Origin of the sequence: Mycolicibacterium anyangense, assembly GCF_010731855.1 — a bacterium.
Lineage (GTDB): Bacteria > Actinomycetota > Actinomycetes > Mycobacteriales > Mycobacteriaceae > Mycobacterium > Mycobacterium anyangense.
In genome coordinates, this window is sequence record NZ_AP022620.1 from 4,909,521 (window position 1) to 4,926,494 (window position 16,974).

The following is a 16,974-nucleotide window of genomic DNA, read 5'->3' on the forward strand; positions in this document are numbered from 1 at the left end:
AACTGTCACATGAAAGCAGCTGTCTACTACGGGCCGAACAAGGTCGAGATCGACGACATCGCCGAACCGGAGCCCGCGCCGGGCACCGTCAAACTCAAGGTCGGGTTCAACGGAATCTGTGGCACCGACCTGCACGAGTACTACGCCGGGCCGATCTTCGTGCCGACCGAACCCCACCCGCTCACCGGTGCCCAACTGCCGCTGACCATCGGTCACGAGTTCTCCGGCACCATCACCGCGGTCGGCGACGGCGTCACCGGCTGGGCGCCGGGCGACCGGGTCGCCGTCGAACCCATCTACAAGTGTGACCACTGCGGCCCTTGCCGGGCCGGCAACTACAACGTGTGCCAGCAGATCGGATTCCACGGCTTGATGTCCGACGGCGGGATGGCCGAATACACCGTCGTGCCGACGAGCATGTTGCACAAGCTGCCCGACAGTGTCTCCCTGGAACTCGGCGCCCTGGTCGAACCGATGTCGGTGGCCTACCACGCGGCCACCCTCGGTGATGTGCATCCCGGGGACACCGCCATGGTGTTCGGCGCCGGCCCCATCGGCATCGGACTGTGGTTTGCGTTGCGGGGCAAGGGTCTTGACGACGTCCTGGTCGTCGAGCCCTCGCCGACCCGTCGCGCCGCGATCGAGGCTCTCGGCGCCACGACGCTCGACCCGACCACGCTGGACGTGCCGACGTTCATCGCCGACCACACCCACGGTGGGGGAGCCGATGCCGTCTTCGACGCAGCCGGCGTTACCCCCGCGGTGACGACCGCCCTGGCCTGCATCGGATCGCGCAAACCCATGATCAGCGTGGCGATCTACGAAAAGCCATTGGAGACACCACTTCTGAACCTCGTGATGAACGAGAGCCGGATTCAGGGCTCGCTGTGCTACACCAGCGCCGACTTCCAGGCCGTCATCGCCCTGATGGCCACCGGCGCCTACGACACCACCGGCTGGGTGACCCGGATCCCGATCGACGACGTCGTCGACGAAGGATTCGAAGCCCTGCACGCCGGCAAGAAGATGAAAGTCCTCGTCGACCCCACCATCTGAACGGAGCATCGCCATGGCATTGGAAGGAAAGGTCGCCCTGGTCACCGGGGCAGCCCGCGGAATCGGCCGGGGAATCGCGCTGCGACTGGCCCGTGACGGCGCCGACATCGCACTGGTGGATCTGGGCACCGACGGTATCGACGCCGTCGCCGCCGAGATCGCCGAAATAGGAAGCAAAACAACCACATTCGCTGCCGACGTCAGCGATCGTGAGCAGGTGTTCGCCGCCGTCGAGCACGCTGCCCAGGCCTTGGGTGGGCTCGACATCATGGTGAACAACGCCGGCATTGCCCTGGTCGGGCCAATCGCCGACGTCACCGAAGAGGAAGCCGCGCGCGTCTGGGCCATCAATGTCAACGGAGTGCTCTGGGGCATCCAGGCGGCCGCGGCCAAGTTCAAAGAACTGGGCAGGCCCGGCAAGATCATTAACGCCTCGTCGATCGCCGGCCACGACGGATTCGCCATGCTCGGGGTCTACAGCGCATCGAAGTTCGCGGTGCGCGCACTCACCCAGGCAGCAGCCAAGGAGCACGCCGCCGAAGGGATCACCGTCAACGCGTACTGCCCCGGTGTGGTCGGCACCGATATGTGGGTTGAGATCGACAAGCGCTTCGCCGAACTCACCGGGGCCGCCGAGGGCGAGACCTACGACAAGTTCGTCGGGGGTATCGCGCTCGGACGCGCCGAGACCCCAGACGACGTCGCCGGATTCGTGTCCTATCTGGCCGGACCGGACGCCGACTACATGACCGGACAGTCCGGCCTGATCGACGGCGGCCTGGTTTACCGCTGAGATGCGGAGCACAATCGGCAGTGATGCAAGGGACCTACGTGCCTGAGCCCGCGGTCGCGGTCGGCGAAGACCCGCGCAGTTATGCGCGGTTGATGTCGGCTGTCTACGACGCGACGATGGCGGGCTACCGCGCACCGGCCCGGCCACGAGACGTCATCGGCGAATCGTGGCGCCGGCTGATCTCGGCCGGCGTCGACCCCGACAGCCGCACCCCGCCGGTCGTGGAGTCCGGTGGGCTCGAGACGTTGCGCCGCGCATCGGGTCTGATGTCGGTGCTCGACGAGGTGTCCCGCGGACTGGAATCCATCGTCGCCGACGGCACCAACATCCTGGTCGTCGCCGATGCGCAGGGACGGGTGCTGTGGCGGTCCGGCTCGCCTGCGGTGCTGGGCAATGCCGACCGGCTCGGATTCGTGGAGGGTGCACGCTGGGCCGAAGACGAGGTCGGAACCAACGCCATCGGCACCGCGCTGGTGTCCAACCGCGCCGTCCAGGTGTTCTCGGCCGAGCACTTCGTGCGCAGCCACCACTCCTGGACCTGTGCCGGGGCGCCGATCCGGGATCCGCGAACGGGTCACGTGATCGGCGTCGTCGACATCTCGGGGCCCGCGGCGACGGTGCATCCCACCACCGTCGCCCTCGTCGATGCCGTGGCCCGGCTCGCCGAATCGCATCTGCGCGAACAGCATGACCGCACCCTCAACAGGTTGCGGATGGTGGCCGCCCCGATCCTGGCCCGCATCGGCAAGCCGGCGCTGGCCGTCGACGCGGAAGGCTGGGTGGCCGCCGTCGACTCGTTGCCGCTGCACAACCGGATCCTGTTGCCCGAGCTCGTCAGCCCCGGCCGGCTGTGGATCCCCACCTTCGGCATGTGCGACGTCGACGTCCTCCCCGGCGGCTGGCTGGTCCGCCCCGCCGAGGACGACGACGCGCCCGCACCGGCACAGGTCTGCCTGAACCTCAGCGGCGCACCGGTGCTCGACATGGCCGGACAGTTCGGCCAATGGCGCCACGACATCTCGCTGCGCCATGCCGAGATCCTGTTGATCCTGGCCCGCAACCCGCAGGGCCGCACTGCCCCGGAACTGGCCGCCGATCTCTACGGCGACCGGTCCCGGGTCGTCACTGTTCGGGCCGAGCTGTCCCGGCTGCGCAAGCAGTTCGCCGGCCTGCTCGCCGCCCAGCCGTATCGGTTCGCGGCCGGAATCGATGTAACGGTGCGCTACCCCACGGACACAGCCATGACGTTGCCCGCGTCCACCGCACCCGCGGTCCGTGCCGTTCGCCGCACAGGAGGAACCCTCGAATGAGTGATGTCGGCGCGCTTATCGGCGCTCAGCGACGGCAACCGCGCCCACATCGCGGGGACGAGTCGCCGCCCCGGGCCCTGATCACCGCGGCCGCCGCCGACCTGCTGCACCGACTGCAGGACCGCCACGGCCCGGTGATGTTTCACCAGTCCGGCGGCTGTTGTGACGGCTCCTCGCCCATGTGTTACCCCGACGGCGACTTCATCGTCGGGGACCGCGACGTCCTGCTCGAGATCCTCGAGGATGCCCCGGTGTGGATTTCGGGCCCACAGTTCGAGGCGTGGAAACACACCCAGCTGGTGATCGATGTGGTGCCCGGCCGCGGTGGCGGTTTCAGCCTCGAATCGCCGGAGGGCATGCGCTTCCTCAGTCGCGGACGGGCGTTCACCGATGCCGAGAACGAGTTGCTGGCCGCCTCCCCGCCGCTGACCGGAATCGACGTCGAACGCGGTGCCCGACCACCCGCGCGGACCGATCTGGTGGTCGCCGAGGCAGCGGATGCCTGCCCGATCCCTGGTGGGCGCGCCGGAGTCGTTCAGCCGTAGTCCGCGGCAGGGCACGTATCGTCATAGGGGTGATACCCCTGCCTCGGGCATGGCTGCTCACAAGCGCGTTGCTGGTCGGCTGCGTGACCGGCCTGATCGCCGCCGTCGTCACGACCGTGCTGGTCAAAGCCCCGATTCGTCCCGACCTGGTGGTGGCGCTGGTCATCGGTGTACCGGGCGCGATCGGGATGCTGACCATCCTGTTGTCCGGCCGGCGCTGGCTTACGACGGTGGGTGCGTTCATCCTGGCGATGGCCCCGGGTTGGCTCGCGACGCTCGTCCTCATTCAGGTGGTGTCCGGTGGCTGACAAGATCTCCCTTCCCCAAACCGAACCGCATCACGCGCCGATCTTCGACACCGGCCCGCACCCCGACCCGCTGCGGGCATTGGGGCAGACGGCCCCGGAGCCCGAACCGTCGCCGGCATTCAGCGCAGTGGACACCTTCGACACCGACGCCTTCCTGCAGCCGCTCGGTGGCGTTGTGCATGCCGAGCCGGTGGTCGTGCCGCCCGCTCCCACAGCCATCGACGGCACGCTCGTCTACGTCAAGCGCTGGCAGTTCGTCTTCATCGTGGCCGCCGTGTGGGTGCTGGCCGCAGCCGCCGGCCTCGGTTTCTATTTCTGGTGGTACACCTCGCTGGACAAGACGCCCGCCGTGTTCGGGGTGCTGCTGTACCTGATCGTCTGCGCGGTGGGCAGCATGCTCGTGTCGATGGTGCCCAGCCGGCCGCCGGTCACCGCGCTGGCCATCGCGCTGATGTCGGCGCCGATGGCCTCGGTGGCCGCCGCGGCGGTGCTGCACGGCGCCTACTACTTCGAATGGATCGCCCGCCCGACGATCGGCTGATCGCGCGCACCTGACCCACGCTAGGGTTGTCTGCGTGACCCACTTTGACGTCGTCGTTCTCGGAGCCGGACCCGGTGGATACGTCGCGGCGATCCGCGCTGCCCAACTCGGGTTGAACACTGCCATCGTCGAGCCCAAGTACTGGGGCGGCGTGTGCCTCAACGTGGGCTGTATCCCCTCGAAGGCCCTGCTGCGCAATGCGGAGCTGGCCCACATCTTCACCAAGGAAGCCAAGACGTTCGGCATCACCGGTGAGGCCACGTTCGACTACGGTGCCGCGTTCGATCGCAGCCGCAAGGTCGCCGAGGGCCGGGTGGCCGGTGTGCACTTCTTGATGAAGAAGAACAAGATCACCGAAATCCACGGCTATGGCACCTTCACCGACGCCAACACTCTTTCGGTGAAGCTCAACGAGGGCGGGACCGAGACCGTCACCTTCGACAACGCCATCATCGCCACCGGCAGCAGCACCCGGCTGGTGCCCGGCACGTCGCTGTCGAAGAACGTCGTCACCTACGAAGAGCAGATCCTCTCGCGCGAGCTGCCCAAGTCCATCGTCATCGCCGGCGCCGGGGCGATCGGCATGGAGTTCGCCTACGTGATGAAGAACTACGGCGTGGACGTCACCATCGTCGAGTTCCTGCCCCGCGCCCTGCCCAACGAGGACGCCGAGGTCTCCAAGGAGATCGAAAAGCAGTACAAGAAGCTCGGGGTCAAGATCCTCACCGGCACCAAGGTCGAGTCCATCACCGATGACGGCTCGACGGTGACCGTCGTGGTCAGCAAGGACGGCAAGACCGAGGAGATCAAGACCGAAAAGGTGTTGCAGGCCATCGGTTTTGCCCCCAACGTCGAGGGCTACGGACTCGAGGCGACCGGTGTCGCCCTGACCGACCGCAAGGCCATCGCCATCGACGACTACATGCGTACCAACGTGCCGCACATCTACGCCATCGGTGACGTCACCAGCAAGCTGCAGCTCGCCCACGTTGCCGAGGCCATGGGTGTGGTCGCCGCCGAGACCATCGCCGGAGCCGAGACACTGGCCCTCGGTGACTACCGGATGATGCCGCGCGCCACCTTCTGCCAGCCGCAGGTGGCCAGCTTCGGCCTCACCGAGCAGCAGGCCCGTGACGAGGGCTACGACGTCAAGGTCGCCAAGTTCCCGTTCACCGCCAATGGCAAGGCTCACGGCCTGGCCGACCCCACCGGCTTCGTCAAGGTCATCGCCGACGCCAAGTACGGTGAACTGCTCGGCGCCCACCTCATCGGACCCGACGTCTCGGAGTTGCTGCCCGAACTCACACTGGCGCAGAAGTGGGACCTGACGGTCAACGAGCTGACCCGCAATGTGCACACCCACCCGACGCTGTCGGAGGCGCTCCAGGAATGCTTCCACGGCCTCGCCGGACACATGATCAACTTTTGAGCACCACGAAGGTCACCGAAGCCGTCGTCGCCGCGATCGGCGGCTTCGTGATCGGTCACATCCTGTGGCTGATCGGCATCTCCATCGCGACCTCGGCCTATCGGGTGAACTTCTGGGTGTTGGTCCTGGCCGCCCTCATCGCTGTGGCATCCGTTGCGGTGGGTTGGCTGGCTCGGCGGATGTATCAGCGAAAGCAGTTGGTAGCGGCGGCCTTTCTGGCCTTTCTGCCCATCTCGCCGGTGGCGTTCACGTTGATCGTCCTCGGCGTCACCTACCTGTGAGCTGACGGCACCCGCTCCAGGGCGGTGGTCTAGTCCGGGAAGTCCATCGGGACGCGCAGGGTGGCCAGGATCCCCGCGATCGCGTCGTAATGGCCTGCCAAGGCGCAGAATTCGATGACCTGCTGCCGATTCAGATGCCGGGCGAGATCGGCGTAGGTGCCGTCGCTGATGTCCCGGTTCAGCACGAACTCGTCGACCCCCCGCAGCAGTACCCGCTGGCGGTCGGTGAGGCCTTCGGCGTCTGGGCCGGCAAAGATCTTGGCCTGCAGCGCCGCATCGAGGCCGCGGGAACGGGCGAGCCGGCGGTGCTGCTGTAGTTCGTATTCGGAATTGCGTAGCTGCCCCACCCGCAGGATCACCAGCTCCTTGTCCTGTTTGGACAGCTTGCCCCAGTTCAGTAGTACACCCGAGTAGGGCAGGAACGACAAGAACAGCAGCCGGTGCTGGCCGAGCACGTCGAACAGATGCATCCGCGGTGCCCTGATCGATCTCGCTCCGGCCCGCGCGATAGCCCAGTTGAGCACGCCGAGTTCGCGGCGGCCGCCAGGCGGAATGCGTTCTGCCATCAGGACTCCTTGACCAGGTAGGGGGATACGGTGCTGCGGTGCTCGTCGAGGTCCAGCGCCTTGCCCAGAGCGGGGAACGCGCGCTGGGCGCAGTTGTCCCGTTCGCACACCCGGCAGCCGGCACCGATGGGCGTGGCGCTGTCCGACGACAGATCCAGGCCTCGCGAGTACACCAGCCGGGTGGCATGGCGCACCTCGCAACCCAACCCGATCGCGAAGGTCTTGCCGGGCTGACCGTAGCGCGACGCACGTCGCTCGATGGTGCGCGCCACCCACATGTAGTTGCGCCCGTCCGGCATCTGCGCGATCTGAACCAGGATCTTGCCCGGGTTGGCGAACGTTTCGTAGACGTTCCACAGCGGGCAGGTACCTCCCGAGGACGAGAAGTGAAAACCGGTGGCGGACTGGCGTTTCGACATGTTGCCCGCCTTGTCCACCCGGACGAACGAGAAGGGAACGCCGCGCATCGACGGTCGCTGCAGCGTGGAGAGCCGGTGACAGATCGTCTCGTAGCTGACCTGATAGAAGGCCGAGAGGCGCTCGATGTCGTAGCGGAAGTTCTCGCTCACGTTGTGAAACTGCCCGTACGGCAACACCGTTGCCGCGGCGAAGTAGTTGGCCATGCCGAGCCGGGCCAGCCGGCGCGATTCGTCGCTGGTGAACGCGGCCGCTTCCACCATGGTGTCGATGAGGTCGCCGAACTCCAGGTAGGCCAGTTCGGCGGCCATCTTGAACACCTGCTGGCCGCCGGACAGGTGCGCGCTCATCTCCAGCGTCTTGGTCTCGGGGTCGTAGCGGTGCAGCACCGTGTCACCGAGGTCGACCCGTCGCACCAGGCGCACCCCGTGCACCTGCGCCAGCCGCTGTCCGATGTCGCCGGCGAGGTCACCGCGATGCAGGCGCATCCGCACGGTCAGGTCCTCGGCGGCGGTGTCCAATTCGTGCAGGTAGTTCTGGCGTTGGTAGAAGTAGTCCCGGACTTCCTCGTGCGGCATGGAGATGGCTCCCGAACCGCTGCCCCCGGCGTTGAGGTTGAACCGGCCCTCGGTGGCCGCGGCCAACTGCGTCGTGGCGATCCGGTAGCGCCGGTGCAGGTTCACCAGGGCCTTGGCCATCGCGGGGTGGGTGTTGACCACCTCGGCGACCTCGGCCGGGTCGATCTCGACGTCCACATCCTTGTCGAGCACGACTTCGCGGAGCTCGGCGATCAGCCGGGTGTCGTCCTGCGAGGCGAAGAAGGTGGCGTCCACACCGAACACCTCGGTGATCCGCAGCAGCACCGCGACGGTGAGCGGCCGCACGTCGTGCTCGATCTGGTTGAGGTAGCTCGGTGAGATCTCCAGCATCTGGGCCAGCGCAGCCTGGCTGAAGCCGCGTTCGCTGCGCAGCTGACGTACGCGATGGCCGACGAACGTCTTGGACACGATGTCCAGCGTACCGTCGCTGTTAAGGGACCCTTAGCAGGATTGGCAAGCAAGCTGGTTGGCATTCGCTGAGGCCTTTGGCATGATCGCGCTGGGGCGGGGACAGCATCGGCCTGGGGAGAAGGCACCATGAGTACCACCGAGAACGACACGGCCGGAACCGGTCTGGCGAAGGTACTGATGCCGGTCCCCGATCCGCATCCAGACGTCTTCGATCGGGAATGGCCGTTGCGGGTCGGCGACATCGACCGGGCCGGCCGGCTTCGCCTGGACGCGGCGTGCCGTCATATCCAGGACATCGGCCAGGATCAGCTGCGCGAGATGGGTCATGAGGAGACCCACCCGCTGTGGATCGTCCGCCGCACCATGGTCGACATGATCCGACCGATCGAGTTCCAGGACATGCTGCGCATGCGGCGCTGGTGCTCGGGAACCTCGAACCGGTGGTGCGAGATGCGGGTGCGGATCGATGGCCGCAAGGGCGGGCTGATCGAATCCGAGGCCTTCTGGATCAACATCAACCGCGAGACCCAGGGTCCGGCTCGCATCGCCGATGACTTCCTGGACGGTCTGAAGAAGACCACCGACGTCACCCGGTTGCGCTGGAAGGGCTACCTGAGCCCTGGTTCCCGCGAGGACGCCGACGAGATCCGCGACTTCCCCATCCGGGTCAGCGATATCGACCTGTTCGACCACGTCAACAACTCGGTGTACTGGAAGGTCGTCGAGGAATTCCTCGCGCCGTATCCGGAGCTGTTCTCCTCGCCGCTGCGGGTGACCATCGAGCACGACGCCCCCGTCGCGCTGGGGGACAAGCTCGAGATCCTGTCGCACGTGTACCCGCCGGGTTCCACCGACAAGTTCGGTCGCGAACTCACCGACCGCACTGTTAGAACGCTCACATACGTCGTCGGCGACGAGGTCAAAGCGCTCGCCTCGATCTTCCAACTCTGAGGATCGAGTTTTAACAGTACAAGCGTACTGACCTGCGAAAAGGCGTTACCCGTTGGTAACTTCTGAACCGGTTCAGCGGATCAGACCCTTCGCAAACTTCGCAAGATGAGCGTACTGCTTGGCGAAAATTGGCAGAAGAAACCGCTTGAAGTGCACTAATGGTGCGAGGCATGCTCATGTCAGCAGAACAGCCCAGCTGTACCGGACTTAGCAAAAGGAGCAGGCATGTCCAACGTTGGCCAGCCGAAGACCGCAGAAGCGATCCAGAAGGACTGGGATACCAATCCTCGCTGGAAGGGGATCACCCGCACCTACACCCCGGCCGACGTCGTCGCGCTGCAGGGCAGCGTCGTCGAGGAGGCCACCCTGGCCCGCCGCGGCGCGGAGGTGCTCTGGAACCAGCTGCACGACATGGAGTTCGTCAACGCCCTCGGTGCGCTGACCGGCAACATGGCCGTCCAGCAGGTCCGCGCCGGCCTGAAGGCCATCTACCTGTCCGGTTGGCAGGTCGCCGGTGACGCCAACCTGTCCGGCCACACCTACCCCGACCAGAGCCTCTACCCGGCCAACTCGGTGCCGCAGGTCGTGCGCCGCATCAACAACGCGCTGCTGCGCGCCGACGAGATCGCCAAGGTCGAAGGTGACACCTCGGTGGAGAACTGGCTGGCCCCGATCGTCGCCGACGGCGAAGCCGGCTTCGGTGGCGCCCTCAACGTCTACGAGCTGCAGAAGGCCATGATCGCCGCCGGTGTCGCCGGTTCGCACTGGGAAGACCAGCTGGCCTCGGAGAAGAAGTGCGGCCACCTCGGTGGCAAGGTGCTGATCCCGACCCAGCAGCACATCCGCACCCTGACCTCGGCACGCCTGGCGGCCGACGTCGCCGACGTCCCCACCGTGGTCATCGCCCGCACCGACGCCGAGGCCGCGACCCTGATCACCTCCGATGTCGACGAGCGCGACCAGCCGTTCATCACCGGTGAGCGCACCGCCGAGGGCTTCTACCGGGTGCGCAACGGCATCGAGCCCTGCATCGCCCGCGCCAAGGCCTACGCGCCGTACTCCGACCTGATCTGGATGGAGACCGGTACCCCGGACCTGGAGTTGGCAGCCAAGTTCGCCGAGGGAGTCAAGAGCGAGTTCCCGGACCAGATGCTGGCCTACAACTGCTCGCCGTCGTTCAACTGGAAGCAGCACCTCGACGACGCGACGATCGCGAAGTTCCAGAAGGAGCTCGGCGCGATGGGCTTCAAGTTCCAGTTCATCACCCTGGCCGGCTTCCACGCCCTGAACTACTCGATGTTCGATCTGGCCTACGGCTACGCCCGCAACCAGATGAGCGCCTACGTCGAACTGCAGGAGCGCGAGTTCGCCGCCGAGGAGCGCGGTTACACCGCCACCAAGCACCAGCGCGAGGTCGGCGCCGGTTACTTCGACCGGATCGCCACCACCGTGGACCCGAGCAGCTCGACCACCGCCCTGGCCGGTTCGACCGAAGAGGGCCAGTTCCACTGAGCCACCTTCCGCGAGCGTGCGTGTCTGCACGGTGACACGCCGCAGTGTGTGTCACCGCGCGCACGCTCGCGTTCGAGGCCGCCGACTGTGCCATCAGGCCCCGTCCTTATATTGGGCGGGGCCTGATGCGTGAGGAGATGAAGTGAGCATTCAACGGGTAGGTGTGGTCGGTGCGGGCCAGATGGGCTCCGGGATCATCGAGGTGGCGGCCAAGGCAGGCGCACACGTCGTGGTCTTCGAACCGACCGACGAGCTGCTCAATGCCGGACGCAGCCGGCTCACCGGCTCCCTGGAGCGCGCGACCAGCAAGGGCAAGCTCTCCGAGGCCGATCGCGACGCCACCCTGGCCCGGCTGACGTTCACCACCGACCTCACCGATATGGCCGACCGACAGCTCGTCATCGAGGCGGTCGTCGAGGACGAGACGGTCAAGGCCAAGATCTTCGCCGAGCTCGACCGCATCATCACCGACCCCGACGCGGTGCTCGCATCCAACACCTCCAGCATCCCGATCATGAAGATCGCGGCGGCGACGAAGAACCCGAGCCGCGTCATCGGGCTGCACTTCTTCAACCCGGTGCCGGTGCTGCCGCTGGTCGAACTGATCAACACGCTGGTCACCTCCGAGGGCACGATCAGCCGGGTCGAGCAGTTTGCCAGCGAGGTGCTCGGCAAGAAGGTGGTGCGCTGCGCGGACCGCTCGGGCTTCGTGGTCAACGCCCTGCTGGTGCCCTACCTGCTTTCGGCGATCCGGATGGTCGAGGCGGGCGTGGCCACCGTAGAGGACGTCGACACCGCGGTCGTGGCCGGACTTTCACACCCGATGGGCCCGCTGCGGCTGTCGGACCTGATCGGCCTGGACACCATGAAGCTGATCGCCGACTCGATGTACGAGGAACTCAAGGATGCCCACTACGCGCCGCCGCCGCTGCTGCTGCGGATGGTCGAGGCGGGTCTACTGGGCAAGAAGTCGGGACAGGGTTTCTACAGCTACTGACGACCTGCGTCTTGTGCAATCCACAGACTAATTGACTAGGCTGCTCGCCGGTGGGCCTCTAGGCCCAGGTCGGGGACCGCTTGTGGCGAGACCTCGCTGACCACGGTCCGACCCTGTGAGTGAAATATCTGAAGGGCTGTGTTGATGGCGAACGTGGATGCCGACCTGACTCCGTACTACGAGGAGTCACAGTCGATCTACGACGTGTCCGATGACTTCTTTGCGCTCTTCCTGGGCACCACCATGGGGTACACCTGCGGTTACTACGAACGCGAGGACATGACCCTTGACGAGTCGCAGACCGCCAAGTTCGACCTGGCGCTGGGCAAGCTCGATCTGCGGCCCGGGATGACCCTGCTCGACGTCGGATGCGGCTGGGGCGGCGCGCTGGAATTGGCCGTCCAGAAGTACGACGTGAACGTCATCGGCATCACCCTGAGCAAAAACCAGTCGGAGTACGCCCGCAAACGTCTGGCCCGGCTGGACACCACCCGCTCGATCGAGGTTCGCCTGCAGGGCTGGGAGGAATTCGACGAGCCGGTGGACCGGATCGTCAGCATCGGCGCCTTCGAGGCCTTCAAGGTCGAGCGCTACCCGCTGTTCTTCGACAAGGCCTACAGCCTGCTGCCCGATGACGGCCGGATGTTGCTGCACACCATCCTGGCGCACACCCAGAAGTTCTTCCGCGACAACGGAATCAAGGTCACCATCAGCGACCTGAAGTTCATGCAGTTCATCGAAGCCGAGATCTTCCCGGGCGGCCGGCTGCCCGCCGTCGAGGACATCGAAGAACTCGCCGCCAACTCCGGCTTCACCCTCGAGCGCATCCACCTGCTGCGCGAGCACTACGCGCGCACCCTGGACATGTGGGCGGCCAACCTGTTGGCCAACCGCGCCGAGGCGATCGCCATCACCTCCCCGGAGATCTACGACCGCTACATGAAGTACCTGACCGGCTGTGCGGACTTCTTCCGCCGCGGCATCACCAACATCGGTCAGTTCACCCTGGTCAAGGGCTGAGTTTCAGAGGCCGGCCAGCTTCTTCTTCTCCGCCTCGACGTCGAAGTCCGGCGGCGGCCAGGTGAGCTTCATACCCTTGAGCGCCTCGATGAGCAGTTCGGTGATGGCCAGCCGGCTGTACCACTTCTTGTCGCACGGGATGACGTGCCAGGGCGCGTAATCGGTTGAGGTGCGGTCCAGGACGGCCTGGTACGCCTCCTGATACGCGGGCCAGAGCTTGCGTTCGTCGAGATCGCCTGGGTTGTACTTCCAGTACTTGTCCGGGCGCTCGAGCCGCTCGGAAAGCCGGCGCTTCTGCTCGTCGAGGGAGACGAACATGGCGCACTTGACCACGGTGGTCCCGGAGTCGACCAGTTCCTTCTCGAAGGCGTTGATCTCGTCGTAGCGCGGCTCCCAGACCTCGGGCGGTACCAGCTCGTGGACCCGGACCACCAGGACGTCCTCGTAGTGGGAGCGGTCGAAGACCCCGACGTGGCCGCCGGCGGGCAGCGCCTTGCGGATCCGCCACAGATAGTGGTGCGCCCGCTCCTCTTCGGTGGGCACCCCGAAACCGGTGTAATGGATGCCCATCGGGTTGCCTGCACCGACGACGTGGGTGACGATACCGCCCTTGCCCGCGGTGTCCATACCCTGTAGGACCAGCAACAACGACCGGCTGTCGCCGGCCTTGCCGTTGGCGTAGAGCATCTCCTGCAGCCCCGCGAAGCGCTGGTTGCGCTCGGTCTGGACTTCGGTCGAGCCGTTCTTATCGCCGGTATAGCCGGGGGTGGCGTCGGTATCGATATTGGCGACCTTCTCGCCGGCGCGGAACCGGAGGATCTTGCGCGGTTCGTGAGTCCACTGCGAGGGCAGGTCGGCCATAGGTCAGAGCCTAGCTAGGGGGCCCGCCGCAATGCGGGTGGCAGCACCGGCGAGGGATGCGGATCGGCGTTGAACGCCTCCAGTGAGCCACCGACCTCCACGATTCCGCACAGCGCGTTCCAGCACAGCATGGTCAGGTAGTCGATCAATTCCACGCTGCTCATCCGGGGGTTGGACATCCACGAGTGCGTGGCCAGCTGGACCCCGCCGACGATCAGATAGGCCCACGGTTCGACGCCGCGGGTCTCCATCCCGGCCCGTTGCATGCGGCGCCGCAGGACCACGGCCAGCATGCGCGCGATGATCTGCTCCGAATCGGCAATGACCTTGTTTTTGCTGGCCGAACTGTTTGCCATGACGAATCGGTAGGGCTCCGGCTCGTTGGCCACCGTCTCGACGTAGACCCGGATGATCTCGCGGGTCAGGTCGAAGCCGTCGAGGTTCGACGACAGCGCGCCGGCCATGTTCGGGATCAGCGTGGTCTGCGCGAAGCGCATCATCACCGCGGTCGTGAGGTCGTTCTTGTCGACGAAGTAGCGGTAGAGGACGGTCTTGGAGACCCCAATTTCCGCAGCTATCTCGTCCATGCTGACGTCACGGCCCCGGCGGCGGACGGCCTCGAGCGCACCTTCGACAAGTTCGGTGCGCCGTTCCACCTTGTGTTGGTGCCAGCGTCGCTTGCGACCATCGGTCTTGGCGACCCCGTCGCTCATCTGCTGTGCCACTATCGCGGAGTCCGTTTCCCTCTTTGGCACCGATTCTACGGTCTGTCTTGATGGCAAGGTCACATTAACTGGCTCCGCAGATAGCGGATGATGGTGGAGTGGTTACCGAACCTGACCGTCCGGCTTTGCCGACGGCTGTAGTGCGCGCCGGGGCGTCTATCGCGGAGTCCTTCGCCGGCGCGGACCCCGAGGCCGACGCCGAGCGGCGTCGGTCGCTGCGCCGGATGAAGGCAGTGGCGCTGAGCTTCCTGCTCGGCGCGACGGTGCTGTTCCTGGGCTGCCGCTGGGGTCAGGCCCAGGGCGGGCCGGCCTGGATCGGCTACGTGGGTGCGGCGGCCGAGGCCGGTATGGTCGGCGCGTTGGCCGACTGGTTCGCCGTCACCGCACTGTTCCGCCACCCGCTGGGCCTGAAGATCCCCCATACCGCGATCATCAAGCGCAAGAAGGATCAACTGGGCGAGGGCCTGGGCACCTTCGTGCGGGAGAACTTCCTGTCCGCACCGGTGGTCGAGACCAAGCTGCGTGACGCCCAGATCGCCGGCCGGCTGGGCAAGTGGCTGTCGGAACCGGTGCACGCCGACCGGGTGGCCGGTGAGGCGGCCACCGTGCTGCGCGTGGTGGTGGAACTGCTCAACGACGACGACATCCAGCAGGTGATCGACCGCACGATCGTCAAGCGGCTGGCCGAACCGCAGTGGGGGCCTCCCGTCGGTCGGGTGCTGAGCCAGCTGCTTGCCGAGAACCGTCAGGAAGCACTGGTACAGCTGTTGTGTGACAGGGCATTTGAATGGGCCCTGAACGCAGGCGAGACCATCGAGCGGGTGATCACCCGCGATTCGCCGAGTTGGTCGCCGCGCTTCGTCGACCAGCTGGTAGGAGATCGCATCCACCGCGAGCTGATGGACTTCACCGACAAGGTGCGCCGCAACCCGAATCATGAACTGCGCCTTTCGGCTACGCGTTTCCTCTTCGAATTCGCCGACGACCTGCAGAACGACGAGGCCACTATCGCGCGGGCCGAAGCGGTCAAAGAACAGCTGATGGCCCGCGACGAGGTGACCCGCGCGGCTGAGACGGCGTGGAAGACGTTGAAGCGCTTGGTGCTTGACGGTGTGGATGACCCGTCGAGCGCGCTGCGTACCCGTATCGCCGACTCCGTCGTGCGGATCGGAGAGTCGGTGCGCGACGACGCCGAGCTACGCGACAAGGTCGACAACTGGATCGTGCGCGGGGCCCAGCACCTGGTCGGTCAGTACGGTGCGGAGATCACCACGATCATCACCGACACCATCGAGCGCTGGGACGCCGAAGAGGCCAGCCGACGCATCGAATTGCACGTCGGCCGCGACCTGCAGTTCATTCGGATCAACGGCACCGTGGTGGGTGCTCTGGCCGGCCTGGTGATCTACACAGTGGCGCAATTCATATTCTGACCTGCGCTAACTAGTGCTTGCAAAAGTTAGCACCCCCGCGTAGTGTGGTTTCCGTACGCACCGGATAACCACTGCGCGAGGAGGCGGTCATGGGACAGGATGCAGACATCCAGGCCGTGGTCTCCAATGCCGCGCATGACATCGGTGGCTTCATCAGGGCGCAGCGTGAAGCCGCTCAGGTTTCGGTGCGGCAGTTGGCCGAGAAGGCCGGCGTCAGCAACCCGTACCTCAGTCAGATCGAACGGGGGCTACGCAAGCCTTCTGCGGAGGTGCTGAGTCAGATCGCCAAGGCGCTGCGGTTGTCGGCGGAGGTGCTCTATGTCCGCGCCGGAATCCTGGAACCCAGTGATGGAAGTCAGGTGCACGACGCGATCATCGGGGACACCGCCATCACCGAACGCCAGAAGCAGGTTCTGCTCGACATCTACACGTCGTTCTGTCAGCAGAACGAAGCTGCCCGTGAGGAGCTGACGTCTGATTAGCCGCACTCCCGACATCCGCTGAAAACCCGTCAACCACAACTTATTTCACGAGTACGAAAGGAGCCATTCCCATGGCCGAGAACCCCACCATCGAGGACCTGAAGGCCCCGCTGCTCGCTGCGGTAGGCGCCGCCGACCTGGCCCTGGCCACCGTCAACGAGATCCTGGCCAACCTGCGTGACCGCGCCGAGGACGCCCGCACCGAGGCTGCCGAGCGCGTCGAAGGCCGTCGCGCCGCGCTGACCAAGCTGCAGGAAGACCTGCCGCAGCGTGCCGAGGAACTGCGCGGCAAGCTCAGCTCCGAGGAGCTGCGCAAGGCTGCCGAAGGCTTCGTCGAGGATGCCACCACGACCTACAACAACCTGGTCGAGCGTGGCGAGGCCGCCCTGGAGCGGCTGCGCAACCAGCCCGAACTCAAGGATGCCGCCGCTCAGGTCGAGGGCTACGTCGACCAGGCCGTCGAGCTGACGCAGGAGGCGCTGGGCAACGTGTCCTCGCAGACCCGCGCCGTCGGTGAGCGCGCCGCCAAGCTGGTCGGCGTCGAGCTGCCCGCCAAGGCCACCACTCCGGCCGCCAAGGCTCCGGCGGCCAAGGCCCCGGCCAAGAAGGCCCCGGCCAAGGCTGCCGCCAAGAAGGCTCCGGCCAAGAAGGCCCCGGCCAAGAAGGTCACCCAGAAGTAAAGTCACCGTCGAATTAGGTTCGACGATCGGGACAAGACCCGCCTACCCTGTAGCTGT

General features: G+C 65.9%; 19 protein-coding genes. 15 read left to right on the forward strand and 4 right to left on the reverse strand.

What is annotated here, in order from left to right; genetic code table 11:
* The first annotated feature begins 9 nt into the window (after positions 1 to 9).
* The 8 genes from G6N35_RS23155 to G6N35_RS23190 are packed head-to-tail and all read left to right on the forward strand — an operon-like array spanning position 10 to position 6,263.
* Entirely contained in the window at positions 10 to 1,056 is a 1,047-nt protein-coding gene (locus tag G6N35_RS23155; protein ID WP_163806434.1) for a 2,3-butanediol dehydrogenase, read from the forward strand.
* A 13-nt stretch (positions 1,057 to 1,069) separates the two neighbouring features.
* The gene (locus tag G6N35_RS23160; RefSeq protein WP_163806442.1) at positions 1,070 to 1,849 is read left to right on the forward strand and encodes an acetoin reductase; all 780 of its coding nucleotides are present in this window, start codon (positions 1,070 to 1,072) and stop codon (positions 1,847 to 1,849) included.
* A 23-nt stretch (positions 1,850 to 1,872) separates the two neighbouring features.
* On the forward strand, positions 1,873 to 3,159 hold the full coding sequence (locus G6N35_RS23165) for a GAF domain-containing protein (protein WP_163806444.1): 1,287 nt from the start codon (positions 1,873 to 1,875) through the stop codon (positions 3,157 to 3,159).
* On the forward strand, positions 3,156 to 3,704 hold the full coding sequence (locus G6N35_RS23170) for a DUF779 domain-containing protein (RefSeq protein ID WP_163806446.1): 549 nt from the start codon (positions 3,156 to 3,158) through the stop codon (positions 3,702 to 3,704). Before G6N35_RS23165 ends, G6N35_RS23170 begins: the two co-directional genes overlap by 4 nt.
* A gap of 29 nt (positions 3,705 to 3,733) precedes the next feature.
* Positions 3,734 to 4,012, forward strand: a complete 279-nt coding sequence (locus G6N35_RS23175) for a putative holin (RefSeq protein ID WP_163806448.1) — start codon at positions 3,734 to 3,736, stop codon at positions 4,010 to 4,012.
* On the forward strand, positions 4,005 to 4,553 hold the full coding sequence (locus tag G6N35_RS23180; RefSeq protein ID WP_163806450.1) for a hypothetical protein: 549 nt from the start codon (positions 4,005 to 4,007) through the stop codon (positions 4,551 to 4,553). Before G6N35_RS23175 ends, G6N35_RS23180 begins: the two co-directional genes overlap by 8 nt.
* Positions 4,554 to 4,587: 34 nt before the next feature.
* Positions 4,588 to 5,982, forward strand: coding sequence for a dihydrolipoyl dehydrogenase (lpdA, locus tag G6N35_RS23185; RefSeq protein WP_163806452.1), 1,395 nt, complete (start codon positions 4,588 to 4,590; stop codon positions 5,980 to 5,982).
* On the forward strand, positions 5,979 to 6,263 hold the full coding sequence (locus tag G6N35_RS23190; RefSeq protein WP_246224482.1) for a hypothetical protein: 285 nt from the start codon (positions 5,979 to 5,981) through the stop codon (positions 6,261 to 6,263). Before lpdA ends, G6N35_RS23190 begins: the two co-directional genes overlap by 4 nt.
* A 29-nt stretch (positions 6,264 to 6,292) precedes the next feature.
* Here the strand turns inward: G6N35_RS23190 and G6N35_RS23195 are convergent, their stop codons facing one another.
* A complete protein-coding gene (locus tag G6N35_RS23195; protein ID WP_163806456.1) occupies positions 6,293 to 6,829 on the reverse strand; it encodes a carboxymuconolactone decarboxylase family protein in 537 nt (178 codons plus the stop codon).
* Positions 6,829 to 8,253 carry an acetate metabolism transcriptional regulator RamB gene (ramB, locus tag G6N35_RS23200; protein WP_163806460.1) on the reverse strand — a complete coding sequence of 475 codons (1,425 nt, stop codon included), beginning with the start codon at positions 8,251 to 8,253 and terminating at the stop codon, positions 6,829 to 6,831. The genes G6N35_RS23195 and ramB overlap by 1 nt, the downstream gene beginning before the upstream one ends.
* A gap of 129 nt (positions 8,254 to 8,382) precedes the next feature.
* Between ramB and G6N35_RS23205 the strand changes: the two genes are divergently transcribed.
* From G6N35_RS23205 to G6N35_RS23220, 4 genes are all read left to right on the forward strand, one after another.
* Positions 8,383 to 9,207: an acyl-[acyl-carrier-protein] thioesterase gene (locus G6N35_RS23205; RefSeq protein WP_163806463.1), complete on the forward strand. Its 825-nt coding sequence runs from the start codon at positions 8,383 to 8,385 to the stop codon at positions 9,205 to 9,207.
* Positions 9,208 to 9,432: 225 nt separating this feature from the next.
* On the forward strand, positions 9,433 to 10,719 hold the full coding sequence (aceA, locus tag G6N35_RS23210; protein WP_163806466.1) for an isocitrate lyase: 1,287 nt from the start codon (positions 9,433 to 9,435) through the stop codon (positions 10,717 to 10,719).
* 142 nt (positions 10,720 to 10,861) lie between these two features.
* A complete protein-coding gene (locus tag G6N35_RS23215; protein ID WP_163806467.1) occupies positions 10,862 to 11,716 on the forward strand; it encodes a 3-hydroxybutyryl-CoA dehydrogenase in 855 nt (284 codons plus the stop codon).
* Positions 11,717 to 11,860: 144 nt separating this feature from the next.
* Positions 11,861 to 12,736, forward strand: coding sequence for a cyclopropane mycolic acid synthase family methyltransferase (locus G6N35_RS23220; protein ID WP_163806469.1), 876 nt, complete (start codon positions 11,861 to 11,863; stop codon positions 12,734 to 12,736).
* A gap of 3 nt (positions 12,737 to 12,739) precedes the next feature.
* Here the strand turns inward: G6N35_RS23220 and G6N35_RS23225 are convergent, their stop codons facing one another.
* Positions 12,740 to 13,597, reverse strand: coding sequence for a polyphosphate kinase 2 family protein (locus G6N35_RS23225; RefSeq protein WP_163806471.1), 858 nt, complete (start codon positions 13,595 to 13,597; stop codon positions 12,740 to 12,742).
* Between the two features lie 14 nt (positions 13,598 to 13,611).
* Positions 13,612 to 14,310 carry a TetR/AcrR family transcriptional regulator gene (locus G6N35_RS23230; protein WP_163806473.1) on the reverse strand — a complete coding sequence of 233 codons (699 nt, stop codon included), beginning with the start codon at positions 14,308 to 14,310 and terminating at the stop codon, positions 13,612 to 13,614.
* Positions 14,311 to 14,447: 137 nt separating this feature from the next.
* Here G6N35_RS23230 and G6N35_RS23235 point away from each other — a divergent pair, with 137 nt between their 5' ends.
* The 3 genes from G6N35_RS23235 (at position 14,448) to G6N35_RS23245 (ending at position 16,917) form a co-directional block, all read left to right on the forward strand.
* Positions 14,448 to 15,755 carry a DUF445 domain-containing protein gene (locus G6N35_RS23235; protein ID WP_163806475.1) on the forward strand — a complete coding sequence of 436 codons (1,308 nt, stop codon included), beginning with the start codon at positions 14,448 to 14,450 and terminating at the stop codon, positions 15,753 to 15,755.
* An 89-nt stretch (positions 15,756 to 15,844) separates the two neighbouring features.
* Positions 15,845 to 16,237, forward strand: coding sequence for a helix-turn-helix domain-containing protein (locus G6N35_RS23240; protein ID WP_163806477.1), 393 nt, complete (start codon positions 15,845 to 15,847; stop codon positions 16,235 to 16,237).
* 71 nt (positions 16,238 to 16,308) lie between these two features.
* Positions 16,309 to 16,917: a heparin-binding hemagglutinin gene (locus G6N35_RS23245; protein WP_163806479.1), complete on the forward strand. Its 609-nt coding sequence runs from the start codon at positions 16,309 to 16,311 to the stop codon at positions 16,915 to 16,917.
* The last annotated feature ends 57 nt before the right edge of the window (positions 16,918 to 16,974 follow it).